Raw genomic sequence first — 22,674 nt, 5'->3', positions numbered from 1 at the left:
AGACATAGCCCTCGTCCGCCACAGCGGTGAGCGCAACCTTGGTGCCGGGGAGCGCACCGCGCGGGTTGCTCGTGGCCGAGCCGCCCTCGCCCGCCTCAACGGTCACGTAGGTCATCGGTTGAATGGGCGTCATCGCAAGCTCAAAGAGCGCGCGCACCGTCACGGCTTTCTCGCCCAGCAAAAAGGTCGTCGTGGCAGAAGCCGCATCCGCGAGCTCGATGTCACCGTCGATAACCTCCCAGTGGTCAAAGACATAGCCCTCGTCCGCCACAGCGGTGAGCGCAACCTTGGTGCCGGGGAGCGCACCGCGCGGGTTGCTCGTGGCCGAGCCGCCCTCGCCCGCCTCAACGGTCACGTAGGACATCGGTTGAATGGGCGTCATCGCAAGCTCAAAGTGTGCGGTCAGCGTAGTGTTGCTGCTGCCCATGCGCACGATGGTCTCGGTAGCGTTGGCATCCTCGACCTTAGCGTCGCCCTCATCGACGGTCCAGCCTGTGAACACGTAGCCCTCATCCGCCACGGCGTTCACGCCGATCGGGGTGCCGGGCTCGCCGCCCGCGGGAGCGCCTTCGACAAGGCCAGCGGTACCATGGCCATCAACCTTTACGGTCAGGGCGCCGTAGATTTTAAAGACCCCGCTCTCGGCCACATTGAGCTTAAAGTTCCTGTTGCAGGTTGCAGCGCTGATATGAAGCGTGTACTCGCCCGGGTTCTCGCCGGGCTCGCGCTGGTAGGAGACGGTCGGGCTTACCTCGGTCGCAAGGTCTCCGCCCTTCCACGTGGTGGTGCCGCGGTCGATAAGCTCATAGGAGTAGGCGGATTCAGGATCGGCCTCGCCATAGATCTTGGAGGCGTTGTTGGCCTTAACGGACACCTCGCGCGGGTTGATCTTCAGCGTGGTCGCCTTGGAGCTCGTCGCGTGCTGGGCATCGCCCAAATACGTTGCGACCACCTTATAGGTGCCGGCCTCGGTGGGCATGCCGTCCAGCTTAACGTCAAACGCGCCCGATGCGCTCATGCCAAAGTACGAGAAGGTCACCTCGGCGCCCTCGAGCGGCTGGTCGCCCACATAGACCTGGGCGTTCATGGCCTGCGCGGCACCGTCGTACTCGTGGATCTCATCGCCCATCGAGATCGTGGTCTCGAGCCTGCTGATCTTGAAGGCGCGCGTGATGGGGGCTGCGGCGTAGTTGCCGCCCAGGACGTAAGCGACCTCGGTGTAGCAGCCGGGCTTGGTGGGCTTCACGTCGGGATCGGTGCTCTTAAACGTGCTGCCGTCGTAGGCGATGCCCGTGATCAGGTAGCGAACCTTTGCGCCCGCAACCGCGGCATCGCTGTCGACGACCTTCGCACCAAAGTCAAAGTTTGCAAGCTCGTCGCTGCCAACGGCAAAGCCGCCCTTGGGCGTCGAGGCGTTCCACGTGAGGGTAACGTCCTCGGTCTTAGGTGCGATGGTGAGGTAGCCCACGCCCGCAGAGATCTCGTAATTGCCGCTCGTAGTCACCGCAGTCACCAAGTAGACGCCCGCCTTAGAGGGCGTACCGCCGAGGGCAACAGTGGAGCCTCCCAGGCCCAGATCCTGAGCGGTGTCGAGCGCGCTCTTAAGGGAATCGATCACCTGGTCGGGATTCTCAACACCCGCCGCCTTCAGGGCGAGCCTAAGGGCTGTCATGGTTGCATCGTTGTTGAGCCGGTTGATGAGGCGGTCAAGCGTGACACCCTCATCGAGATGCAGGATCAAGTTGATCGCGCTCTGCGCCTTGCCACCACCCACGTAGCTCAAATCGATCGAGAGGTAGCCCTTGCCGTCGCCATCGATACCGGCGACAACGATAACGGGCTCGGTCTCTTTATTGCTCGGCGTGGAGGAAACCAGGCCCGCGACTGCCACGGTGTTCCCATACGTAATGCTCGTGTTCTTGACCTTGACCGAGGAAGGGGCCTTGGTCACGGTTACGGTCGCGGTGGCCTCGGAGGGCTTGTAGGTGCCGTTGCCCTTGAACTTCATGGTGACGGTGTACTCGCCCACCTTCTGCTCAAGGCCGTCGATCTCAAAGTCGTTCCGAGAAAGACCGTTGACCGGCTTGCCCGTTACCTCGTCCACGACGGTGGGGGCAAGCTGGCGGTAGACCTTGTCCTTCAGGGCATCAAAATCCTCGCTGTACTGGACCGAGGTAGCCGCGTTCATCGAAATGTGCGTGACAGTGCGGCCGTCGACCGGCTTGACGGTGAGCCTGATGGAGCTGGCGGGATACTGGTTGTTACCGGCATAGCTGATCTGGATTTGCTCGGAGTCCTTCTTACCAAAGGCATGGAGCGTGGACTCGTACCAGGCAGCAGGCGTGTAGTCAAGCGGCTTCCACACACCTACACCCGAGCGGCTGGCATTGTACTCGATAGTCACATCGCCGGCGGTGAGCCCGGCAGGCACGCTCTTGGCAGCATCGAGGGCGGCGTTGAAGACAATCTCGTTATACGTTCTGCTGTCTTTGCCCCGGATGCCCACCTCGGCACCGTCGATGCCAACGAGCCCGGCCTTCACGGTGTTGACCTTGAGGATGTAGATCTCGTCCTTGGTGAGCGCAGGCAGGGTGAGCGTCGCGACCTGTTTATTGAAGCTGAGGCCCGCATCGCCGTTGCGATACGTGTTGCCATTGAACTCGATGGATTCCACGGCGTAGCCATCGGCAGGTTTGGCAACAACAGAGACGGAGTTCTCGACGTTGACCGAGACGCTGGAACCGGCGTCGGCAGAGGTACCGCCGACGGTCAGGCTCTCGAGGTTGGCAGAACTTGCTTCGTCAACCTTGACGGTCGCCTCGGTGTCGGCCTTATAGGTTACCTTAATATTGAAATCGGAATCGGGCTTGCTCGGGATGGTATAGTTTCCATAGGCGTCTGGCGTCTTGGTATCGCCGTCGATCTGGACCTTATCGACCTTGTAGTCGGCGACATTCTGGACCGTAAAGGTCTTGGTTGTACCCTCGTCGATGTCGTAGGTGCCCGCGTTTGCGTACGGCGTACCGTCAACGACGATGCCGCCGAGCTGCGCGCCCGTAGCGTCAGCCGCGCCCTCGGTGACAACGGTAGCCGTCCAATAGCGGGTGAGGGTCAAGGGGTCGTCATCGACCCAGTCGCGCTGAGGCTTAATGTGCGAGCCACCGACCTTCTTGTACTCTTGGACCTCATAGACGCCGGGTTCAAGATTCGCGGAGTCAAAAAAGTTCAAGCCCCAGTCTGTGATCTCGGTCCAATTGTCCGTGCCGTTGAGGCGAATATGAATACGATACGGGCCCGTACTGACCGCTCTATAGACGTCGGATTTTGAGACATCTCTCCACTTGGAGCCCGCCTCGCGGATACTCCTTCTTGCACGGGCTGCGTAGGTGGCAACACGGTCCCCCTGCTGTTGCTCCGCGTTGGTCGCAGCGGCGTCCTCGGCGGCGGACTCATCCTCCGCAGGCACAGCCTCCCCGGTATCGCTACCGGTCGCTACTTCAGAACCCCCACCCTGCTCTGATATCGCCTGATCGGCGGATTGGACCGCCTCGGCCAGTGCCGGCGTGGGGATCTGGCCCACGGCCATCACCACCGCCAGCAGCCCGGCCAATGCCCGGTTGCAGTTGATCCGTCTCATATGCTCTCGCCTTCCTCTATGCGGTCGTGCTGTACCGAAATGTACTCGCGACAGAAATATTCATAATTATAATCTCAAACAGAACGCGTCAAATGCGCACCAAGGAAGCACATTCATAGAAACTGTCAACGATTCACATATTTTTTGTTCAACGAATGCGACAGATCACACGTTGCCAACCCCCTGCTTTATTAATTTTTGGGACAAACAAACCTGACAACAAGCGTCCCACGTCACCCGCCCGTCAGGGACCGCGTTGTCTGACTCATTTGTCCCGTGCCGGGAATGCGATGTGTGTGACAAAGGGATTGTCCCTTTGTCACATCATGCGAACTGGCTCAGATAGAGGTCGGCGTAGGCGCCCTCGGCAGCCAGCAACTCCTTATGCGTGCCCTGCTCGATAATGTTGCCGTGATCCATGACCAAGATCAGGTCGGCGTCCACGATCGTCGACAGGCGATGCGCGATCACAAAACTCGTGCGCCCGCGCATAAGCGCGTCCATGGCGCGACCGATGGCGAGCTCGGTACGCGTGTCCACGCTCGACGTCGCCTCGTCCAGGATGAGAATCGCCGGGTTGTTGAGCAGCACGCGTGCGATGGTCAACAGTTGACGCTGCCCTTGGCTAATGCTCTCGGCATCGTTGGCCACCCGCGTGTCATAACCCTGCGGCATGGTGCGCACAAAGAAGTCGACCTGCGCGGCGCGCGCAGCCGCCACGATCTCGTCGCGCGTCGCCTCGGGACAGCCGTAGGCGATGTTTTCGGCAATCGTGCCATCGAATAGCCAGGCGTCCTGCAGCACCATGCCAAACTGCTGGCGCAGCTCGCCGCGGTCCATACAGCTCGTGTCCACGCCGTCGAGCGTAATGCGGCCGCCATCGATCTCGTAAAAACGCATGAGCAGGTTGATGAGCGTGGTCTTGCCCGCGCCCGTGGTTCCCACCACGGCGATCTTCTGGCCCGGCTCGGCGGTAAACGACACGTCACGCATAAGCGGCTTGTCGGGCGAATAACCAAAACGCACGTGCTCAAAGGAGACGCGGCCCTCAATGCGACCCGGCAGCCTGGCGGCCTCCCCCGGCAGCGGATCGGCTTCCATCTCGGGCTCATCGAGCAGGTCGAACACGCGCTCCGCACTCGCCAGCGCGCTCTGCAGCGAGTTGAAAGTGAACGACAGCTGCGTCATGGGTTCGGACGCCCCGTAGATAAACTGGAAGAACGCCTGGAACACGCCGACGGTCATGTGACCGGCGACCAGCATGCTGCAGCCCACCAACGCGATCACAATCTGCGCCAAACGGCCGATAAAGCGAACCGCAGGGCCGACGGCATTGATCATAAAGTCGGCCTTGGTACTCACGCGCGCTAGCTCCCTCGAGGCCTCGTGCACCTCGGCAGAGCTCTGATGCTCGCGGTTGAATGCGCGAATCACCAAACGGCCTGAATAGCCTTCCTCGACCGCGCTCGTGATTTTGGACACCCACTCCTGACGCTCGCCCGTCACATCATGCGTACGGCGCGAAACCACCTTGGTTACCAGCAGCGATACCGCCGTAAAGCCCAAAAAGACCAACGTGAGCTTGACGCTATAGACAAACATCATGATGATGGCACCCGTCACGGTACCGATCGATACCAGCAGCTGCAGCAATCCGCGCTGCATACTCTCGGACATCTTGTCCAAGTCATTGGTCGCACGGCTGACCACTTCACCGGGGCGATGTGCGTCAAAGTAGGCGAGCGGCAGGCGGCTGAGCTTCTGCGCGATGCGGTTGCGCAGACGCAGGTTGAGTCGCTCGGCGACACTCGACATCAAAAAACTCTGCAGCGCATAGAACGATCCGGCGGCCGTCCAGATCAAAAAGTAGACAAAGATGGTCTTACCGCACTGGTCCCAGGTGATGCTGAAGGTCGTTCCGCTGGCAAACGCCACCTGTATATGGCCCCACAGCTCGTCGATAACATGAGCGCTATATGCCGGCGCGGCGGTGTTAAATATGACGTAGAACACAATGCTCGCGAATACAATATAGAAGCGCCAATGGTCGCCGGCGGCCTCGCTCCACAAGCGGCGCACCGTCGCCCAGGTATCCCGGGGCGTCTCGTCCTCTTCTTCGTCGTCCACGTCGCGCATACGCTCTGCCTCGGCACGGGCGCGCTCGTCCTCGGCACGCTCGTTTTCCTCGTACAGCGCCTGGCGACGAGCCTCGCGCTCGGCCGCGGCCCTGGCGGCGGCATCCAGTTCGGTCGACGCGGCAGACTGCTCGACCGCTTCCTCGGCCGCGTCCACAACGACGGCATCGATAGCGTCGCTGCGCCTCTTGAGCTCCTCGGTCATGCTACTCACCTCCCTTCATCTGCGATTCCGCGATGGCGCGGTACACCTCGCAGGTTTCCATAAGTTCCTCGTGCGCGCCCAGGCCCACGACCTCACCATCCTTGAGCACGACAATCTGGTCGGCATGCAAAATCGTCGAGATGCGCTGCGCGATGATGAGCACCGAGGCGTCGCGCGTCTCGTCCTGCAGCGCATGGCGCAAGGCCGCATCGGTCTTAAAGTCCAGGGCCGAAAAACTGTCATCGAAGATATACAGATCGGCATGCTTCATGAGCGCACGGGCGATTGCCAGACGCTGGCGCTGGCCGCCGGAAAAGTTCGTACCGCCCTGGGCAACCGGAGTATCGAGTCCCCGCGGCTGATCGAGCACAAAGGTGCTCTGGGCAACCTGCAGCGCATGAAGCATGTCCGCCTCGGTCGCGTCCTCGTTGCCAAAGCGCAGATTGCTTGTCACGGTGCCCGAGAACAGCCACGCCTTCTGCGGCACATAGGCGATGCGCCCGCGAATCTCACCTTGCGAAAGCTCGCGCAGATCGACGCCGTCCAGGCGAATGACGCCCTTGGTGGCATCGTGGAAGCGCAGCAGAAGCTTTGCCACCGTCGACTTGCCCGAGCCCGTCGAGCCCACAATCGCGGTCGTCTGACCGCGACGACAGGCAAAGCTCAGGTCGCGCAGGGTGTCCTCGTCGGCATCGTCAAAGCGAAACGACATGTGGTCGAACACGGCAACAGCATCCGCATCGTCCTCGGAGGCAGGCGTCCCGTCACCCAGCGTACGCTCGCCGTCCACGATGCTCGGCTCAATCTCCAACACCTGCTGCGCACGGTTCAGGCACGCGGCAGCACGCGGAAGCGTCAGCACCACCATCTGGGCCATCATCACAAAGAACAGGATCAGAATTGCATACTCCAGCACCGCCGAGATACTCGCAATCTGCATGGCATGGGCGCCCACCCGGTTACCGCCCACCCACAGCACCGCCACCTCGGCGATGTTGATCAAAAAGAAGGTGGAGCTGTCAAGGCCCACAAACAGGTGGTTGACCTTGATGGCGTTGGCCGCGTAATCGCTGAACACCTCGTCCAGGCGCTGTTCCTCACGACGCTCCTTGTTAAACGCACGGATGACGCGCACGCCCACGATGTTCTCGCGCAGCACCACGTTCATGCGGTCGATAAAACCCTGCAGTCGCATAAAAATCGGCGCCGCATTGGCGACCGTAAAGACCGCCGCAACCAGCACGATTGCAACCACGACGCCCAGAAGCATGCCCATGGCCGGATCGATGAGCCAAGCGAAGATGATGCCCGCCACCGCCAGGAACGGCACCGGCAGCACCAGCTGAATCGTCTGAAGGACAGCCTGTTGAATCACGTTGATGTCGTTGAGTGAGCGCGTGATCATCGATCCGGTGCCAAAGCGCTCAAAATCGCTGGCAGACAGCTCGAGTGATTTGTCGTAGACGGCATTGCGGATGTCGCAGGCCACGTTAGCCGCCAGACGCGCCGAAAGATAGCAGCCCAGCACCGTGCCGCCGCTAGCCATGCTCGTCGCGATAAACATGTATAGGCCGTTGCATAAGATGTAGTCGACATCGCCCGTGGTAATACCGGTGTTGACCATGTTCGCCAGCATCGTGGGAACCAACAGCGTACCGACGTTATCCACCAGCAGCGCCAGCAGCGTCACTGCGACAAGCCCTCGATAGGGCTTCAAAAACCTCATTAACAGTCGCACGACTCACCCTCACCTTGATTCTCGGCAGCGATATGCTGCTTAAAGACATCGCACTCATCGCCGAGCGCATGGGAAAATTTTTCGATTAGGCGCATGATTTCGCGCTGTTCCCAGGGCTCGAGCACTTCGAAAGCCTGTTGCTCGGCTTCTTGCGCCGGCAGCGCATATTGCTCGGCAAACCGCATGCCCGCTTCGGTCAAACGCACAACCTTGTTCTTACGGCTGCCTTCGGCAAACTCCAACGTTGCGAAGCCCCGCGCCGTCAAGGTTTTAATTGCCGAGTTGATGGTCTGCTTGCTGTAGAACCATTCGCTTGTCAGACGGCTTACGGCAATACTGCCGCCCGCCGTGCTGGTATCGACGAGCATCCAGTAAGCGCAGTCCGAAAGGCCGCAGGCGCGCGAGAACTCCGAATAGATATGGTCGAGTCCATTGAGCAACCGGTCGAAGTCGACCGGCGTAACCGCACTATTCATCTATCCCACCATTCGATTGTCCGATTTTTGACCAATTTTGTATCTCTAGATTAGTCCGAGTTTTGACTATCGTCAACAGGTTCTCCGCACATGCTTGCACTTTTATGGCCTATCGGCAGAAAAAGACCGCCGGCGCGGGGGCGGCGCCAGCGGTCACGTGAAAATCGGGTTTTATTGCCTGTTAAGCGGTGACAGCCTCGTAGACCGTAGCGCCCGAGAAGCTATCGTGCAGGCTTTTGCCGCAGATCCAAGGCAGCTCGACGACCTCGCAAACCGTGTTGACCAGCTCGGAGCAGTCAGTAAAGTGACCCTTATCGTTGAGGGCCTCGCAATCCTGAACACGCCAATAGCCATCGGTGTGCGTGATGTAGTACTCGTGATCGTCAATCGTCACAAAAGCGCGCGTCTTGGAACGCAGCAGCTTCAGAAATCCTTCGAAATCGGTCTCGACGACATCTCCAGCCTGGAACATGATAGTTACCTCCTGGCCCGGCGCCACCACGGCGCGTTGATAAACGTTGGTACTCCTTTAGTAAAACCTTTATCAGAGGTTATGCGTTCGTCATTTAGGCAAGTGGTAAAAACCGCAGGGCAGACGGGATAAAACGTTTAACCATCCCATTGGCTTGTCACATTTTGAAGGTACTTTTATGCAAACCTACTTACCCAATTGGAATCTATCCTGTTGCCGGGCACTTGACCGTCTATCGTTTGAGCCCGACGGGTATGAACGGGGCATCTGCAACGCCACCGCAAGGAGACACCATGGAGACTATCGAAGCACTCATTCACCGCCGCAGCTGCCGCAAATACAGCGATCGTCCCGTCGAGGCCGAAAAGCTTGCACGTATTATCGAAGCCGGCCAATATGCACCGAGCGGCATGGGCCGCCAGCCGGTGACGTTTGTCGCCGTCACCGACCCCGCGACCGTCGAGCGTCTCTCACAGCTCAACGCCCAGATCATGGGCAGCAACAGCGACCCCTTCTATGGCGCCAAGACCGTTGTGGTGGTGCTGGTTGACCGCAGCGTGCCCACACATCTGGAAGACGGCTCGCTCGCCATGGGCAACTTGCTCAACGCCGCCTATGCACTGGGTGTCGATTCGTGCTGGATTCACCGCGCGCATGAGGTCTTTGACTCGCCCGAGGGCCTGGAGCTGCTGGCCAGCTGGGGCCTGCCCGCCGACGGCAGCCTGCGCGGTGTCGGTAACTGCATTCTGGGCTATGCCGAGGACACGCTATCCGAGGCAAAGCCGCGCCGCGACAACGTGGTGTACGTTAGGTAATTTGTTCCGCCGTTCTACCGAACGGAGGACCACTTGACGCTGCGCGAGCCGTATTCACGCCAATCTGACGTTCGATTTCGAGGGCGCGACCAGAAGGTCAGCGCCCTCTCATTTCGCGTCACCTTGGCGCAAATGCGGCCCGCTCGCTGTTGGCGACTGACATCGAATGAGCTGCTGCTGGCATTCGACACTTGGGCAGCTAAAAGGCCCCGTCCCAAATTTGCTACCCCACTAGCAACTTATCTTGCCGATGGATTTGTCGTCGTTTCATTCGTTCGAGTCGCTTTGGCGCCATCGCCCTGTTCGCCTTCATCCTTTTGCGCGTCGGCGATGGTGGAGGCCGCCGCAACGATACCGCGCTGGGGCGCGACGCCCGTCTGGTCTTGTGCACCCTCAACAAGCTCCGTGCCAACATGTGCAAGTTCGGGCGATTTGAACATCGCGTCCAGGCTCGCACCGCCGCCGGCGTAGCCAAGCGCAGCGAGTGCGATGACAATCACTGCAACGACGACCGCAATCGGAACATAACGATGCCAACCAGCCGGATTGAGCCCGCTGCGGCGAGCCGCCCCGCGGCTAATGTAGCCAAGTGTGCCATCGTGCCTGAGCTTTGAGCCCACCACGCGCCTTCGTCCCCACAACGAGGACTCGGCCTGCATGGCCAAGCGGGCGCTTGCCGAAGGATAGCCATATTTAGTGCGCTTGAACGAGCCATCAAACCCCGAGGCGCTTTTGCCCCACGTCCGCGAAGTCGTACGTCGGCTGACCGGCGCCGCAGTTCGTTTCGCTTGGTTCGTTTTTGAAGTCTCCGCCATACTCCCCCGCACGCCGTAACACAGTCGAAACAATACTGCTTTGGACTGTATCACACGCGCCGCGCGCGGTCACGGCACCTTGCTCAGTGGTCGTTGTCCTTCAGCAGACGCCATAAGGTCGTGCGACTTATACCGAGCACCTCTGCCGCACGCGTCCGGTTGCCGTGAAGGTGCTGCAGGACCAACCGAGCGATATCGCGCTCGGTATCGACCAGAGGGCGTAGGATATACAAATCGCTTTCGAGCGTTGGGGCACCAAAGGTCGCGGTCTTGATAACGTCCTCCTGGGCGAGCACCTCCTCCGCCACGGCACGCTCGGCTGTACCCGTCCTCACTAATATATAAAGTCGTTCCGAAACCTCACGAAGCTGTAGATAGTTACGGGGCCATCGATAGGCATCGAGCGTCTTTGCCGCCGCGGACGACAAGGCAGGTGTTGCCGTCTCAAACATATCTGCCAGATACTCCAGATAGCGCGCAACCTTTTCCGACGCGCCACCCTGCTCGGCAATCGCCGGCGCCACACTCACTGCACAGGCCAGACGCTCGGTTACAAAAGCAGCCTGATCGCTTTCGCCGCCGCCTGGCATGTCGTTTGCCGTCAACACCACATGGCAACGAGTTGCGAGCGCCATGTCGATCATTGCGGACACGAGCTCGCGCAGGCGTTGGGGGCCAACAGCATGCCAGCCGCCCATGCAAAGTGTCAGCCCCGTTTGGAATAGCGGCGATTCGGAACTTTTGAGCAGATGGCGCCAACCGCGATCCGTAAGCTCATCGAGCGCAACGGACACAAAGGGCTGGTCGGCATAGGGTCCATCCAGGTACAGGCGTTTTGCAACCTGATCCTGTCCCGCGCCCAGCTCGCCCTCGAGCATAAGGGGCACTCCGCGCGCATAGCTCTCCCGTACGGGGGCAGCGACCGCTGCCGCGTTTTCGACGATGCCGTACGCGCTCGATTCGTAGCGGGCCTCAACTTCGTCGGCGTTGAGCCACTCGATGCCCGCATGCGCCGCGGCGGCGCGCACCTCGCGGACCACGATGACCCAAAGGCCCCCGCCCTCTTTATCGGTGGGGCGAACGGTCAGGCTCAGGCGCGTACCCGCACGCCCCATAACCAGACGCGCGCCGTCTCCTATGCGGTCGAGGCGCTCAGCGACAAAAGCCGCCACATCCCGCTCAAGCGCCGCGTCATTCATGGTCGAGATCGCAACGTCCCCACGCGCATCGATTGCCAATGCCGAGGCCCCGGCAGCAGCTAGGGCATCGGTCAAGATCTTCAGCTTGGCATCGCTATCCATGATTTGCCCCTGTCCGCTGCGACGTACAACCGCCGACGGTCGCACGACCGAGTGTTTCAAAATTGAACGATATTGCTCACCAAACACTATAGGGCAGAAAGCGCCGTCCTGCGAGTATAGGTGTTGCCCCGCATCGCCATCCTGGCGGGGCGATAAGAGCTCTTCGGGATCTATTAACCTGCGGACAAGCCATACCCGCAAGAGCTCCTATCGCTCCACCGCGAGGATGCGGCCACCAGCAACCAGCACGTAAATGGGCTACTTCTCTACCAGATTCCCAGCACGTGCTGCATTCCCAAACCCATGCACGCAATGCCAATCCAGCAGCAAAAGCCCAATGCGATGGGCTTGCCGCCTTTTTTGACCAGCTCGACGATATCGGTATTAAAGCCAATAGCCGCCATGGCCATCACGATAAAGAACTTCGACAGCTCCTTGATGGGCGCCGTAACGGACGCGGGAAGCTGAAACACTGTGGTGACCACACTCGCCAGCACAAAGAACAGCACAAACATGGGAAATGCGCGCTTAAGGGAGAACGTGCTTTTGGCGTCGCCGCCGGCCTTGCGCGCCAGATGCATCTGCCAGCATGCGAGGACCAACGTGATGGGAATAATGGCCAGCGTCCTGGTGAGCTTGACTACCGTAGCGCTCTCGAGCACATTGGCGCCAGGATGCATACTGTCCCAGGCGCTCGCCGCAGCCGTTACAGACGAGGTGTCGTTGATAGCGGTACCGGCAAACAGGCCAAAGCCCTCGTTGGTCAGCCCAAGCATGCCTCCAAGCGTTGGAAACACGAGCGCCGCGATAACGTTAAACAGGAAGATGACCGAAATAGCCTGGGCAATCTCGCGATCGTCGGCATCGATGACAGGCGCGGTCGCGGCGATGGCGGAACCGCCGCAAATCGACGAACCCACACCCACAAGCGTCGCGATCTTGCCCGGCACGTTCATAACGCGGCAGAGCACAAAGGCGATGATGAGCGAGGTCAAGATCGTAGCCACGATAATCGGCAACGACTGGGCGCCTTTGGACAGAATCTGCGAGAGGTTCATGCCAAAGCCAAGCAGGATAACCGCGTACTGCAAGACTTTTTTAGACGTATAGGTGACGCCGGCGGCGAGCTGTTCGCGACGATTCTTGGGAAAGACGAGCGCCAGAACCATGCCAAAGAGGATGGCAAATACCGGCCCACCGACCACCTCAATCTGTTTGCCGAGCAACGACGCAGGGATGGCGATGATCAGGCAGAACAAGACACCCTTCCAGCGCTCGCGTACGATATTTACCAGTTGCATATGGGATTCCTTCTTTCTATTTCACGTTTGCGACGGCTTATGATACGGCAACATCGAGCACAGCCATACGCAAAAACAGACTAAGATGCCGCAATAGTTCTCGGGCAACAACCGAATTACCCAGCGCGGAGAGCTGATTCGCGGCATAATTAACAACTGACATATGAGTGTGATAGAACAGTTGCGAGGCACTATGGAAGAATCGATGCACGTCGGCGAGCAGGAAACGAGCCTACAGGACCAGTCCTACCACACCATTCGACGCAAAATAGTCTACCTGGACTACAAGCCGGGCGAAAAGTTGGGCGTCAAGCAGCTTTGTGACGACCTAGATATGGGGCGCACCCCTGTGCGCGAGGCACTGGTGCGTCTGGCGCAAGAGGGCCTAGTGCGCACCGTGCCCCAAAGCGGTACCTATGTCTCGCCCATCAACCTCACCCTTGCCGAGAGTGCCTGCTACATTCGCGAACACCTGGAAAAGCAGGTGATTGTGGAGTGCTGCGCCCGTGCCACCTCGGTAGGCATCGAGCAGCTCGACCGAGCCATCGCGCTGCAGGAAAAAGCCATGGCCGAAGAGGACCGCATCGGCTTCTTTTTAAGCGACAACCTCATGCACCGCATGATCTTTAGCATCGCGTGCCGCAGCACCGTGTGGTCGTGGCTCGAGGCGACCAATGCCGACCTGGAGCGCTTCCGCTGGCTGCGCGCCGCTACGCAGGCGCTCGACAATCAGGAGATTGTTAACGAGCACAAGCAAATCCGCCGCGCCATCGCCGGCCGCGATCCTATCGAGGCAAGCTTTTTGGTCAGTAAGCACCTGCATATGATGTTCCGCAACCAGACCGAGGTCCTGGACCAATATCCCGAGTACTTCGAGACCAGCAAGCTCCGCTAACCTGCCAAAAAGGGACAGGTTTATTTTGGCAGGTTTTACCATGGCAAATGCAACAAGGCCCGGCTCCGCCGCAACGGAGCCGGGCCTTAGTTGTTAGGATGACGGAACTCGATTACTCTACTGTGACACTCTTGGCCAGGTTGCGGGGCTGGTCAACGTCGCAACCGCGCAGGATGGCAACCTCGCGGGCGAGCAACTGCAGCGGAACGCTCGCCGTGATGGGGCTGAATACGTCGCGGACGGCCGGCACGCGAATGACGCAGTCGGCGATCTTGTTGATTTCCTCGTCGCCCTCGGTAGCAACGACGATGACCTTGGCGCCGCGCGCCTTGCACTCCATGAGGTTCGACACCGTCTTGTCGTATGTTGCGCTCTTGGTTGCAACCGCGATAACGGGGAAACCCGGGTCGATCAGCGCGATAGGGCCGTGCTTCATCTCGCCGGCAGCATATGCCTCGGCATGCAGGTAGCTGACCTCCTTAAGCTTGAGCGCGCCCTCGTAGGAAATGGCGGCGCCCATGCCGCGACCCACGAACAATGCAGACTGCGCGTCCTTGCAGACAAGCGCGGCCTCGTGCACGGCCTCGGTCTGCGTATCCAGAATCCACTGGATCTGCTCGGCCGTATCGGAAAGCTCGCGGAACAGCATGCGCGCCTGCTTGGTGGTCAGACGGTACTTAACCTGCGCCAGCAGCAGGGCCAAAAGCGTAAGGCTCACGACCTGACCGATGAAGCTCTTGGTCGAGGCAACTGCAATCTCCTTGTTAGCCTTGGTGTAGATAACGCCGTCGCTCTCGCGCGCCACCGGGCTGCCCAGCACGTTGGTGATGCCAAAGACCTTGGCGCCCTTGATGCGTGCATCGCGAATGGCGGCAAGGGTGTCGGCCGTCTCGCCCGACTGGGACACGGCCACGACAAGCGTCGTCGGCGTGATGATGGGGTTGCGATAGCGGAACTCGCTTGCCGCCTCGACCTCGGTAGGAATACGAGCCCAACCCTCAATAAGGTTCTTGGCGATAAGTCCGGCATGGTAGCTGGTGCCGCAGGCAATCACATACACGCGGTCGATATCGTTGAGCTCCTCGAGCGAAAGGCCCAGCTCGTCGATATCGAGCTCACCGGCGGGGGTCATGCGGCCCACCAGGGTATCACGCACGACGCGGGGCTGCTCATGGATCTCCTTGAGCATAAAGTCGGGATAACCGCCCTTTTCGGCCATATCCAGGTCCCAGTCGATATGGGTAAGCTTGGGCTCAATCACGTTGCCAGCCTCGTCGGTATACTCGACGCCTGCGGGCGTAAGCTTGGCAAACTGACCGTCTTCGAGCACCACGACATCGCGGGTGGCATCGATAAGCGCGATCACGTCGGAGGCAACGTAGGAGCCGGTTTCGCCGACGCCGACCACAATCGGGGAGTCCTTGCGGGCCACGGCGATCACGCCAGGCTCATCGACAGAAACGGCGGCCAAACCATAGGCGCCCACCACGTGGGTGCAAGCCTCGCGCACAGAAGCCATCAGGTCGTGTGTCTCGGCATAGGCTTCTTCGATCAAGTGCGCAAAGACCTCGGTATCGGTATCGCTCTTAAAGTGATGGCCGCGGCCCTCCAGCTCCTCACGCAACTCGGCGAAGTTCTCGATGATGCCGTTGTGGACGATGGCGATGCGACCGTCGCAGCTGGTGTGGGGATGGGCGTTGACAACGGAGGGCTTGCCGTGGGTAGCCCAGCGGGTGTGGCCGATGCCGCAGGTGGCGTCGCTGTCGACATTGGTAAGTTCGCTCTCCAGGCCCGCGACCTTGCCCACGCGGCGAATGACGTCGAGGTGAGCCACCGTGCCCTCGCCCACCTCGAGCGCGACGCCCGAGGAGTCATAGCCGCGATATTCCATGCGCTTAAGGCCCGTGACAAGGATGTTCTTTGCGATATCAGAGCCGGTGTAGCCGACAATTCCGCACATAGGATAAATCCCTTCGCTCGCGTGACTGCAAAACGTCCACGCACAAGGGGCGCTGAGACGTATAACGTTCGAGTATTGTACTCACGCGAGCGCAAGCTGATATACCAGAAGTGGTATCTCAACTTAGATACCACCCGATGCACACACGTTCAGCCGGTCCAAACCACCACAAAGGTGCCTGTCCCCTTCGTGGTGGTCGCGTTGGCAATAGCGTTTCCCCAGATAAAACCTGCCAAAATAAACCTGTCCCTAATTGGCAGGTTTTGACACCCTAGGGACGGGCGATGCTACAATCTGGCTTGTACTTGAAACGCATCAAAGGGGCCGCTATGGCAAAGGTAAAAATCAGCGACGTCGCGCGCGAGGCAGGGGTCTCGCTGGGCACGGTATCCAACGCGCTCAACCATCCCGAAAAGCTGCGCCCCGAGACCCTCAAACTCATCAACGAGACCATCAATCGCCTTGGCTACCTGCCCAACCAAAGCGCCCGCCAGCTCGCAGGAGGCACCACCAAGTCCTTTGGCCTGGTCCTCCCCCGTCTCGACCACGGCTTCTCGCTCCAAATTGCCAGCGGTGCCCATAACGAGGCCCGCAAGCACGGTTACGACCTGCTTATCGCCAACGCCGATAACGACGACATCCTCGAAGACCACTACCTGCGCTATTTTATGGGCACGCAGATGTCCGGCGTCATGGTTCAGCCCATGGCATCCCCCGACTGGCACCCCGCCATGACCAAGATGCCCGTGCCGATTGTCCATCTGGACATCCACTGTTCCGAGCCCGGTTACTACGTGGCCGCCGACAACGAGGCGCAGGGGCGCATTATCGCCGAGCTCGCCATCGCCCGCGGCGCACGCCATATCACCGTTGTGGGCAGAGCAGCATTTATGCAGCTCACCCTGCGCGTGCTTGGCATTCACAAGGCCCTCGCCCTTCATCCCGACATCAAAATTGAGGTCATTGACGCCGGAGAATGGAATACCGCTGCCGACGGTTACGGCATCGGCGCCCAGATTGCCGAGCGCTCTGCTGACGAGCGTCCGGATTTTGTCATCGGCCTAACCGACGTATTGGCCTCGGGTGTTATTTCGGCGTTGATCGACAAAGGCATCTCCGTCCCCAAGCAAGTTCGCGTGGCCGGCTGCGACGGCAACCCGCTTGCATGGAGCGGGTCGGTCCCTCTCACCACAGTGGCACCGCCGGGTTACGAAATTGGCCGCAAGGGCGTGCAGCTGCTCGTGGAGCAAATCGAGAACAAGGCACCGACAAAAACCAAACGCGTCCGTATCGGCTCCGCCGCACGCACCGTCACCGAGGTCACAGCCGCCGAGGACATCAACCGTCAGGAACTCGTGCGGCCGTTCCTCTTAGAGCGCGCCAGTACCCAGGCGAGCAGCCAAGCCGAAGCCACCGCCATCAACCTGGGCGCGTATCTATAGCACGTCGACCAGTATGCCAAAACGCAGCTTAAGCAAAAGAGGCCCGGCCATTGCCGGACCCCTTATGCTTAAGCGTAAATGTGGGCAATTGCCCGTTTCAACGCCGCAGCTGTCTAGCGCACGGCCTTGACCGCCGCCGCAAGGTCGAACAGCGTATCGAGCACGGCCTCGCAGCCATCCACCACATTCTGCGGCAGCGGCACAATGTCGGGGACGGCAAAGACATGGCAGCCGGCCGTAATACCCGAGACGCAGCCGTTGCGTGAATCCTCGACCACGGCGCATTCCTCGGGGGCGAAGCCCGCGCGCTCGCAAGCAAGCAGATACATCTCGGGGTCGGGCTTGCCGTGCACGACGTCCTCGCCGCAGGTCACCGTCTCAAACTTGTCAAAAAGACCGACCATCTTAAGGTTGCGCTCGGCCGTAGCGAGGCGCGACGACGTCGCTAGACCCACGTGATAGCCCGCAGCCAGCAGCTCGCCTATGCACTCGGCGGCGCCGGCCTTAAGCTCCAAATCGGTCTTGACCATCTCGTCGCGAATCTCCTTGTGGCGAACATAGATCGCCTCGGTGGTTTCATGGCTGCCGTAATGCTTATCAAGGATGTCCATGACATCGGGCAGTGTGCGGCCGATAAACTGATGGATCAGCGCATCATCAATCGCGACCCCCAGCTCGGCAGCGCCCGCCTTCCATGCCTTGATGCCCAAACGCTCGGTATCGACCAGCGTTCCGTCCATATCAAAAATTACAGTCTTGATCATATCGGTCCCCTCACCGGATTGCATTACGGCCACTCTAGCTTACTTTACAAACTTGTATATAACGTATGTAGCATATTGCACTATCGTTACATAGGCAGAAGTCATATGACGAGCAGTCCGATAGGATTATAGTTTTCGACCGAGTACTCAATGGTAAGGATTGTTTTATGCTTTCAGACACTACCGCACCTGCAAAGGAGCTTCAGGACAAACTCGCGGCGCTCGAACAGCTGCTTTTGGCATACGGACGCGTCGCCATCGGCTTTTCCGGTGGCGTCGACAGCAGCTTTTTGGCCGCGGTCTGCGCCCGCATCATGCCTGCCAGCACGCTTCTCGTTCACCTCACCACGCCGCTCATCGGCACGCCCGAACAGACCTCGTTTGAGCGATCCGTTGACAGGCAAACCAATGAGGGACCGCATTTTAAGCTCCCCGTGCTCAATCTTTCGGTCGATCAGTTGCAGCTCCCCCAAGTAGCCTGCAACGACGCCAACCGTTGCTACCACTGCAAGCACGCCGGCTTTACCGCCATCGTCAACCACGCTAAGTCGCTCGGCTTTCCCACCGTCATCGATGGCAGCAATGCAAGCGATCGCGGTGACTACCGTCCCGGCATGCGCGCTGCCAAAGAGCTCGGCGTACGCTCCCCTCTTATGGAGGTCGGCTTTACCAAGGACGAAGAGCGCGAGCTGTTGCGCGCATGGGGCTATCCCGTTTGGAACCTGCCGGCGGGAGCCTGTCTTGCCACGCGCGTCCCCACAGGCGAGGAGCTTACGCATGAGAAGGTCGATTTAATCCGCGCCTGCGAGGACTACCTGCACGATCTTGGTCTGGCGCAGGTACGCGCGCGCTTGGTCGGTGGCTGCATGCGTATTGAAGCCGCTCACGCAGATGTCGCCAAGATTGCCGCTCTCGGCGGTGCTACCGTCAATGCCGAGGGCAAGACCCCGCTGCCCGCCGCCATCGAGTCCGCGCTGCGCGAGCTGGGCTGCGCCCACATCTCCCCCGAAGTCACCCCCTACATCCACGGCAACATGAACCAGTAACCTACCAAAAAGGGACAGGTTTATTTTGGCAGGTTTTATCTGGGGAAACGCGAAGAGTGCCACGCCAAATCACCGTTACGGACAGGGAGGCATTCATGCAGCTCGCCCTGCGCATACTTGGCATCCACAAGGCCCTCGCCCTGTATCCCGATATCAAAATTGAGATCATTGACGCCGGAGAGCGGAATGCCGCAGCCGACGGCCACGGCATCGGCGCCCAGATCGCCGAGCGCGCCGGCACCCAGGCAAGCGGCCACTCCGAAGCCACCGTCATCGATCTCGGCGCATACCTTTAGCGCACGGCCTTGACCGCCGCCGTCAGGTCGAACAGCGTATCGAGCACGGCCTCGCAGCCATCCACCACATTCTGCGGCAGCGGCACAATGTCGGGGACGGCAAAGACATGGCAGCCGGCCGTAATACCCGAGACGCAGCCGTTGCGCGAATCCTCGACCACAGCGCATTCCTCGGGGGCAAAGCCCGCGCGCTCGCAGGCAAGCAGATACATCTCGGGGTCGGGCTTGCCGTGCACGACGTCCTCGCCGCAGGTCACCGTCTCAAACTTGTCAAAGAGGCCGACCGTCTTAAGATTGCGCTCGGCCGCGACGCGGCGTGACGACGTCGCAAGGCCCACGTGATAGCCCGCAGCCAGCAGCTCGTCGAGGCACTCGGCGGCGCCGGCCTTAAGCTCCAGGTCGGTCTTGGCCATCTCGCTGTGTAGCTCAATGTTGCGGGCAAAAATCGCGTCGGCGGTTTCGCCCTTGCCGTAATGCGCCTCAAGGATGTCCTTAACATCGGCATTCGAACGGCCGATAAACTGATGGATTAACGCATCATCAATCGCGATCCCCAGCTCGGCCGCACCCACCTTCCATGCCCTCATGTCCAAACGCTCGGTATCGATCAGCGTTCCATCCATGTCAAAAATAACAGCCTTGATCATATCGACCCCTTCATCGGCTTGCGTTACCGCAAATCTGCTGCGCGTTATAAGCTTGTATATAACGTATATATCATATTGTACTTTTATTACATAGACAGAAGCTTTATGACGCAGCCTGCCAAAAAGGGACAGGTTTATTTTGGCAGGTTTTATCTGGGGAAACGCAAACAGGGCCGCGACACCTCTATGGCGTCGCGGCCCTTTTCCTTGGAGAAGGATCGATTGATTGAACGGGATGACCGTTCTAGTCTTCGAGTCCGCTATTGATGAGCTCCGCAATCTCAACGGGATCGGTGCTCGCGCGCACCTTGTCACGGAAGCCGGCGTCCATCAGCATCACGGCAGCCTTGGAGAGCAGACGCAGGTGCGTGGTTCCAGCCTCGCCGGCGGGCACGTACAGCGCGAGCGCAACATCGACGGGCACCCCATCGAAGCTCGGCCATTCAACGGGCTCGGCCAGTTTAAGCACGGCAACGCCCGGCGTGTGGATCGCATCGCTTTTGGCATGCGGAACGGCAAAACCGGCGACAAGGCCGGTCTCGGCCTCGTTCTCGCGAGCAATAAAGGCAGCCTCTACGGCAGATGCGTCATCGGCAAAACCGAGCTCGATGGCCTGCTCGGACAAATAATGCAGGGCGTCCTCGCGCGAGGCGGCGGTATACCCGATCGTCACTTGGTTGGCAGATACAAATCCCATGGAAACCTTCCTTACAACACAGACCTGACCGCAGCTTCGATACCGTCGGCGTCCAAACCGTACTCGTGCAGCAAATCGACCGCAGGGCCGGACTCGCCATACACATCGCGCACGCCGACGCGTCGCATCGGCACCGGATGCTGTTCCGCGAGTACCGAGGCCACGGCCTCGCCAAGACCGCCGATAATCGAGTGCTCCTCGGCAGTGACCACGCGACCAGTCTTCTTGGCGCTGGCAACTACCAGGCGCTCATCAAGCGGCTTAATCGTGTGCATGTTGATAACCTCGGCATCGATACCATCGACAGCGAGCGCCTCGGCAGCTTCAAGCGCCTCGGCAACCATGAGGCCACAAGCGATGATGGTCACATCGGACCCCTCGCGCACGACCACGCCGCGACCAATCTTGAACTCATAGTCCTCGCGGTCGTTGATGACCGGTGTTGCCAGGCGGCCGAAACGCATGTAGACCGGCCCCTCAAACTCATAGGCGGCGCGCACGCAAGCGCGAGCCTCGATGTCATCGGCGGGAACGACCACCGTCATACCCGGGATCGTGCGCATGAGCGCGATGTCCTCGCAGCACTGATGCGTGGCGCCGTCTTCACCGACCGAGATGCCCGCGTGCGTAGCGCCGATTTTGACGTTGAGGTGCGGATAGCCGATGGAATTACGCACTTGTTCGTACGCGCGGCCGGCGGCGAACATGGCAAAGGTGCTCGCAAAGGCGACGTGACCCGTGGTTGCAATGCCGGCGGCAAGCCCCATCAAGTTGCTCTCGGCAATGCCGGCGTCGTAGAAGCGCTCAGGGTGCGCGGCCTTAAACTTACCGGTCTGCGTTGCGGCGGCCAGGTCGGCATCGAGAACCACAAAGTCATCGTGCTCATTGCCCAGCTCGACAAGTGCCTCGCCATAGCTAACGCGCGTGGCGACTTTCTTGACGTCTGCCATTAGAGCTCCTCCCCTGCTGCTGCGAGCTCGGCCATGGCCTGCTCAAACTGTTCATCGTTGGGTGCCTTGCCGTGCCAGCCCACCTGGTTTTCCATAAAGGAAACGCCCTTGCCCTTCACCGTCTCGGCGATAATGGCCACAGGCGAGGCACTCACTTTGCGAGCCTCGGCAAAGGCCGCGGCAATCTGCGCCATGTCGTTACCGTCGGCGAGCTCAATCACATGCCACTTAAAGGCACGAAACTTGTCGGCAAGCGGCATAGCCGAGTTAACTTCGTCGATACTGCCGTCAATTTGCAGGCCATTGTGATCGACGATAGCGACGAGGTTATCCAGGTCGTGGTTGCCGGCGAACATGGCCGCCTCCCACACCTGCCCCTCCTCGCACTCGCCGTCGCCCAACAGCGTGTAGACGCGGTAGCTGTCACCCCAGTGCTTTGCGGCGAGCGCCATTCCAACCGCGGCGGAGATACCCTGACCGAGCGATCCGGTAGACATGTCGACGCCCGGCGTGTCATTCATATTGGGATGGCCCTGCAGGCGGCTGCCGATATGACGGAGCGTCTCGAGCTCCTCCTTGGGAAAGAACCCGCGCTCGGCGAGCACGGCATAGAGTGCCGGAGCGCAATGGCCCTTGGAGAGCACAAAGCGGTCGCGGTCGGCGCGGCTCGGATTCGCCGGGTCGACATCCATTTCCTCAAAGTAGAGGTAGGTCATAATGTCGGCGGCGCCAAGCGAACCGCCCGGATGCCCCGACTTGGCGGCGTGAACCGCAGTCACGACACCCTTCCTGACCTCATTGGCGACCTTCGCCAGTTCCTGGTTGGTCATACGAATTCCTCTCTTGAGAACAACCCCGGCACTGGATGATGCGATGCCGGGGCAATTCACTCGTTTAAGCCCGCGCGACAACCTTTTCCAGCCATCCTCGAAGGAGGCGAGGCCTTGATCGGTCAGCGGGTAGTGCAGCCACTTCTTGAGCGCGGCCATAGGCACGGTCGCGATGTCGGCGGAGTCAACGTCTTCCCGCGCCAGCTCCTTCTCGATGCCCAGGCCGCCCTGGGCCTCAGCCTTGTGCTCAAT

The 22,674-nt window shown here is 60.0% G+C and carries 19 protein-coding genes; 5 read left to right on the top strand and 14 right to left on the bottom strand.

All coding sequences use genetic code 11. The features are described from left to right. The 5 genes from ACTQZF_RS08105 to ACTQZF_RS08085 form a co-directional block, all read right to left on the bottom strand. The coding region (locus ACTQZF_RS08105) for an InlB B-repeat-containing protein (protein ID WP_441555008.1) at positions 1-3,637 on the bottom strand (3,637 nt) is incomplete at its 3' end. Between the two features lie 324 nt (positions 3,638-3,961). Continuing rightward, the gene (locus ACTQZF_RS08100) at positions 3,962-5,977 is read right to left on the bottom strand and encodes an ABC transporter ATP-binding protein (RefSeq protein ID WP_441555007.1); all 2,016 of its coding nucleotides are present in this window, start codon (positions 5,975-5,977) and stop codon (positions 3,962-3,964) included. A gap of 1 nt (position 5,978) precedes the next feature. Beyond that, positions 5,979-7,703, bottom strand: a complete 1,725-nt coding sequence (locus ACTQZF_RS08095) for an ABC transporter ATP-binding protein (RefSeq protein WP_441555006.1) — start codon at positions 7,701-7,703, stop codon at positions 5,979-5,981. After that, on the bottom strand, positions 7,703-8,191 hold the full coding sequence (locus tag ACTQZF_RS08090; RefSeq protein WP_441054518.1) for a MarR family winged helix-turn-helix transcriptional regulator: 489 nt from the start codon (positions 8,189-8,191) through the stop codon (positions 7,703-7,705). Before ACTQZF_RS08090 ends, ACTQZF_RS08095 begins: the two co-directional genes overlap by 1 nt. A 181-nt stretch (positions 8,192-8,372) precedes the next feature. After that, positions 8,373-8,663 (bottom strand): CDP-alcohol phosphatidyltransferase, encoded by a 291-nt coding sequence (locus ACTQZF_RS08085; RefSeq protein WP_441555005.1) that lies wholly within the window; start codon positions 8,661-8,663, stop codon positions 8,373-8,375. Positions 8,664-8,956: 293 nt separating this feature from the next. Here ACTQZF_RS08085 and ACTQZF_RS08080 point away from each other — a divergent pair, with 293 nt between their 5' ends. Next, entirely contained in the window at positions 8,957-9,478 is a 522-nt protein-coding gene (locus tag ACTQZF_RS08080; protein WP_441555004.1) for a nitroreductase family protein, read from the top strand. 239 nt (positions 9,479-9,717) lie between these two features. Here the strand turns inward: ACTQZF_RS08080 and ACTQZF_RS08075 are convergent, their stop codons facing one another. The 3 genes from ACTQZF_RS08075 to ACTQZF_RS08065 form a co-directional block, all read right to left on the bottom strand. Next, positions 9,718-10,137, bottom strand: a complete 420-nt coding sequence (locus tag ACTQZF_RS08075) for a hypothetical protein (protein ID WP_441054514.1) — start codon at positions 10,135-10,137, stop codon at positions 9,718-9,720. A 239-nt stretch (positions 10,138-10,376) separates the two neighbouring features. Further along, positions 10,377-11,594, bottom strand: a complete 1,218-nt coding sequence (locus ACTQZF_RS08070; protein WP_441555003.1) for a helix-turn-helix domain-containing protein — start codon at positions 11,592-11,594, stop codon at positions 10,377-10,379. Positions 11,595-11,860: 266 nt separating this feature from the next. Next, a complete protein-coding gene (locus ACTQZF_RS08065; RefSeq protein ID WP_154517801.1) occupies positions 11,861-12,895 on the bottom strand; it encodes a YeiH family protein in 1,035 nt (344 codons plus the stop codon). Positions 12,896-13,088: 193 nt separating this feature from the next. Between ACTQZF_RS08065 and ACTQZF_RS08060 the strand changes: the two genes are divergently transcribed. Further along, positions 13,089-13,790, top strand: coding sequence for a GntR family transcriptional regulator (locus ACTQZF_RS08060; protein ID WP_427719781.1), 702 nt, complete (start codon positions 13,089-13,091; stop codon positions 13,788-13,790). 112 nt (positions 13,791-13,902) lie between these two features. Here the strand turns inward: ACTQZF_RS08060 and glmS are convergent, their stop codons facing one another. Then, positions 13,903-15,750 carry a glutamine--fructose-6-phosphate transaminase (isomerizing) gene (gene glmS / locus ACTQZF_RS08055; RefSeq protein WP_441555002.1) on the bottom strand — a complete coding sequence of 616 codons (1,848 nt, stop codon included), beginning with the start codon at positions 15,748-15,750 and terminating at the stop codon, positions 13,903-13,905. Positions 15,751-16,079: 329 nt separating this feature from the next. Between glmS and ACTQZF_RS08050 the strand changes: the two genes are divergently transcribed. Then, positions 16,080-17,192, top strand: a complete 1,113-nt coding sequence (locus ACTQZF_RS08050) for a LacI family DNA-binding transcriptional regulator (protein ID WP_427719783.1) — start codon at positions 16,080-16,082, stop codon at positions 17,190-17,192. 113 nt (positions 17,193-17,305) lie between these two features. On the opposite strand, the gene ACTQZF_RS08045 is transcribed toward ACTQZF_RS08050, so the two are convergent. Beyond that, entirely contained in the window at positions 17,306-17,956 is a 651-nt protein-coding gene (locus tag ACTQZF_RS08045) for an HAD family hydrolase (RefSeq protein ID WP_441555001.1), read from the bottom strand. 167 nt (positions 17,957-18,123) lie between these two features. Between ACTQZF_RS08045 and ACTQZF_RS08040 the strand changes: the two genes are divergently transcribed. Further along, on the top strand, positions 18,124-19,002 hold the full coding sequence (locus tag ACTQZF_RS08040) for a hypothetical protein (RefSeq protein WP_441054502.1): 879 nt from the start codon (positions 18,124-18,126) through the stop codon (positions 19,000-19,002). A gap of 95 nt (positions 19,003-19,097) precedes the next feature. Continuing rightward, on the top strand, positions 19,098-19,298 hold the full coding sequence (locus tag ACTQZF_RS08035; RefSeq protein ID WP_441016603.1) for a hypothetical protein: 201 nt from the start codon (positions 19,098-19,100) through the stop codon (positions 19,296-19,298). Here ACTQZF_RS08035 and ACTQZF_RS08030 read toward each other — a convergent pair. The 4 genes from ACTQZF_RS08030 to ACTQZF_RS08015 form a co-directional block, all read right to left on the bottom strand. Next, entirely contained in the window at positions 19,295-19,945 is a 651-nt protein-coding gene (locus tag ACTQZF_RS08030; protein ID WP_427795280.1) for an HAD family hydrolase, read from the bottom strand. The genes ACTQZF_RS08035 and ACTQZF_RS08030 overlap by 4 nt on opposite strands. 244 nt (positions 19,946-20,189) lie before the next feature. Then, a complete protein-coding gene (locus ACTQZF_RS08025; protein ID WP_195503788.1) occupies positions 20,190-20,642 on the bottom strand; it encodes a PTS sugar transporter subunit IIA in 453 nt (150 codons plus the stop codon). Between the two features lie 11 nt (positions 20,643-20,653). Then, complete coding sequence (locus ACTQZF_RS08020) at positions 20,654-21,592, bottom strand: transketolase family protein (RefSeq protein ID WP_441555000.1); 939 nt, start codon at positions 21,590-21,592, stop codon at positions 20,654-20,656. After that, entirely contained in the window at positions 21,592-22,422 is an 831-nt protein-coding gene (locus ACTQZF_RS08015; RefSeq protein WP_441555009.1) for a transketolase, read from the bottom strand. Before ACTQZF_RS08015 ends, ACTQZF_RS08020 begins: the two co-directional genes overlap by 1 nt. Between the last annotated feature and the right edge of the window lie 252 nt (positions 22,423-22,674).

It is taken from the genome of Collinsella sp. LCP19S3_H3 (assembly GCF_052119145.1).
GTDB lineage: Bacteria > Actinomycetota > Coriobacteriia > Coriobacteriales > Coriobacteriaceae > Collinsella.
This window is presented reverse-complemented; position numbering and strand designations above follow the sequence as displayed.

Excerpts from the sequence above, each read along its gene's own strand:
- ACTQZF_RS08090 (WP_441054518.1), bottom strand. The coding sequence starts at position 8,191 with ATGAATAGTGCGGTTACGCCGGTCGACTTCGACCGGTTGCTCAATGGA.
- ACTQZF_RS08030 (WP_427795280.1), bottom strand. The coding sequence starts at position 19,945 with ATGATCAAGGCTGTTATTTTTGACATGGATGGAACGCTGATCGATACC.
- ACTQZF_RS08035 (WP_441016603.1), top strand. The coding sequence starts at position 19,098 with ATGCAGCTCGCCCTGCGCATACTTGGCATCCACAAGGCCCTCGCCCTG.
- ACTQZF_RS08050 (WP_427719783.1), top strand. The coding sequence starts at position 16,080 with ATGGCAAAGGTAAAAATCAGCGACGTCGCGCGCGAGGCAGGGGTCTCG.
- ACTQZF_RS08080 (WP_441555004.1), top strand. The coding sequence starts at position 8,957 with ATGGAGACTATCGAAGCACTCATTCACCGCCGCAGCTGCCGCAAATAC.
- ACTQZF_RS08095 (WP_441555006.1), bottom strand. The coding sequence starts at position 7,703 with ATGAGGTTTTTGAAGCCCTATCGAGGGCTTGTCGCAGTGACGCTGCTG.
- ACTQZF_RS08075 (WP_441054514.1), bottom strand. The coding sequence starts at position 10,137 with ATGCAGGCCGAGTCCTCGTTGTGGGGACGAAGGCGCGTGGTGGGCTCA.
- ACTQZF_RS08070 (WP_441555003.1), bottom strand. The coding sequence starts at position 11,594 with ATGGATAGCGATGCCAAGCTGAAGATCTTGACCGATGCCCTAGCTGCT.
- ACTQZF_RS08060 (WP_427719781.1), top strand. The coding sequence starts at position 13,089 with ATGGAAGAATCGATGCACGTCGGCGAGCAGGAAACGAGCCTACAGGAC.
- ACTQZF_RS08015 (WP_441555009.1), bottom strand. The coding sequence starts at position 22,422 with ATGACCAACCAGGAACTGGCGAAGGTCGCCAATGAGGTCAGGAAGGGT.
- ACTQZF_RS08065 (WP_154517801.1), bottom strand. The coding sequence starts at position 12,895 with ATGCAACTGGTAAATATCGTACGCGAGCGCTGGAAGGGTGTCTTGTTC.
- ACTQZF_RS08040 (WP_441054502.1), top strand. The coding sequence starts at position 18,124 with ATGCTTTCAGACACTACCGCACCTGCAAAGGAGCTTCAGGACAAACTC.
- ACTQZF_RS08100 (WP_441555007.1), bottom strand. The coding sequence starts at position 5,977 with ATGACCGAGGAGCTCAAGAGGCGCAGCGACGCTATCGATGCCGTCGTT.
- ACTQZF_RS08045 (WP_441555001.1), bottom strand. The coding sequence starts at position 17,956 with ATGATCAAGACTGTAATTTTTGATATGGACGGAACGCTGGTCGATACC.
- ACTQZF_RS08025 (WP_195503788.1), bottom strand. The coding sequence starts at position 20,642 with ATGGGATTTGTATCTGCCAACCAAGTGACGATCGGGTATACCGCCGCC.
- ACTQZF_RS08085 (WP_441555005.1), bottom strand. The coding sequence starts at position 8,663 with ATGTTCCAGGCTGGAGATGTCGTCGAGACCGATTTCGAAGGATTTCTG.
- ACTQZF_RS08020 (WP_441555000.1), bottom strand. The coding sequence starts at position 21,592 with ATGGCAGACGTCAAGAAAGTCGCCACGCGCGTTAGCTATGGCGAGGCA.
- glmS (WP_441555002.1), bottom strand. The coding sequence starts at position 15,750 with ATGTGCGGAATTGTCGGCTACACCGGCTCTGATATCGCAAAGAACATC.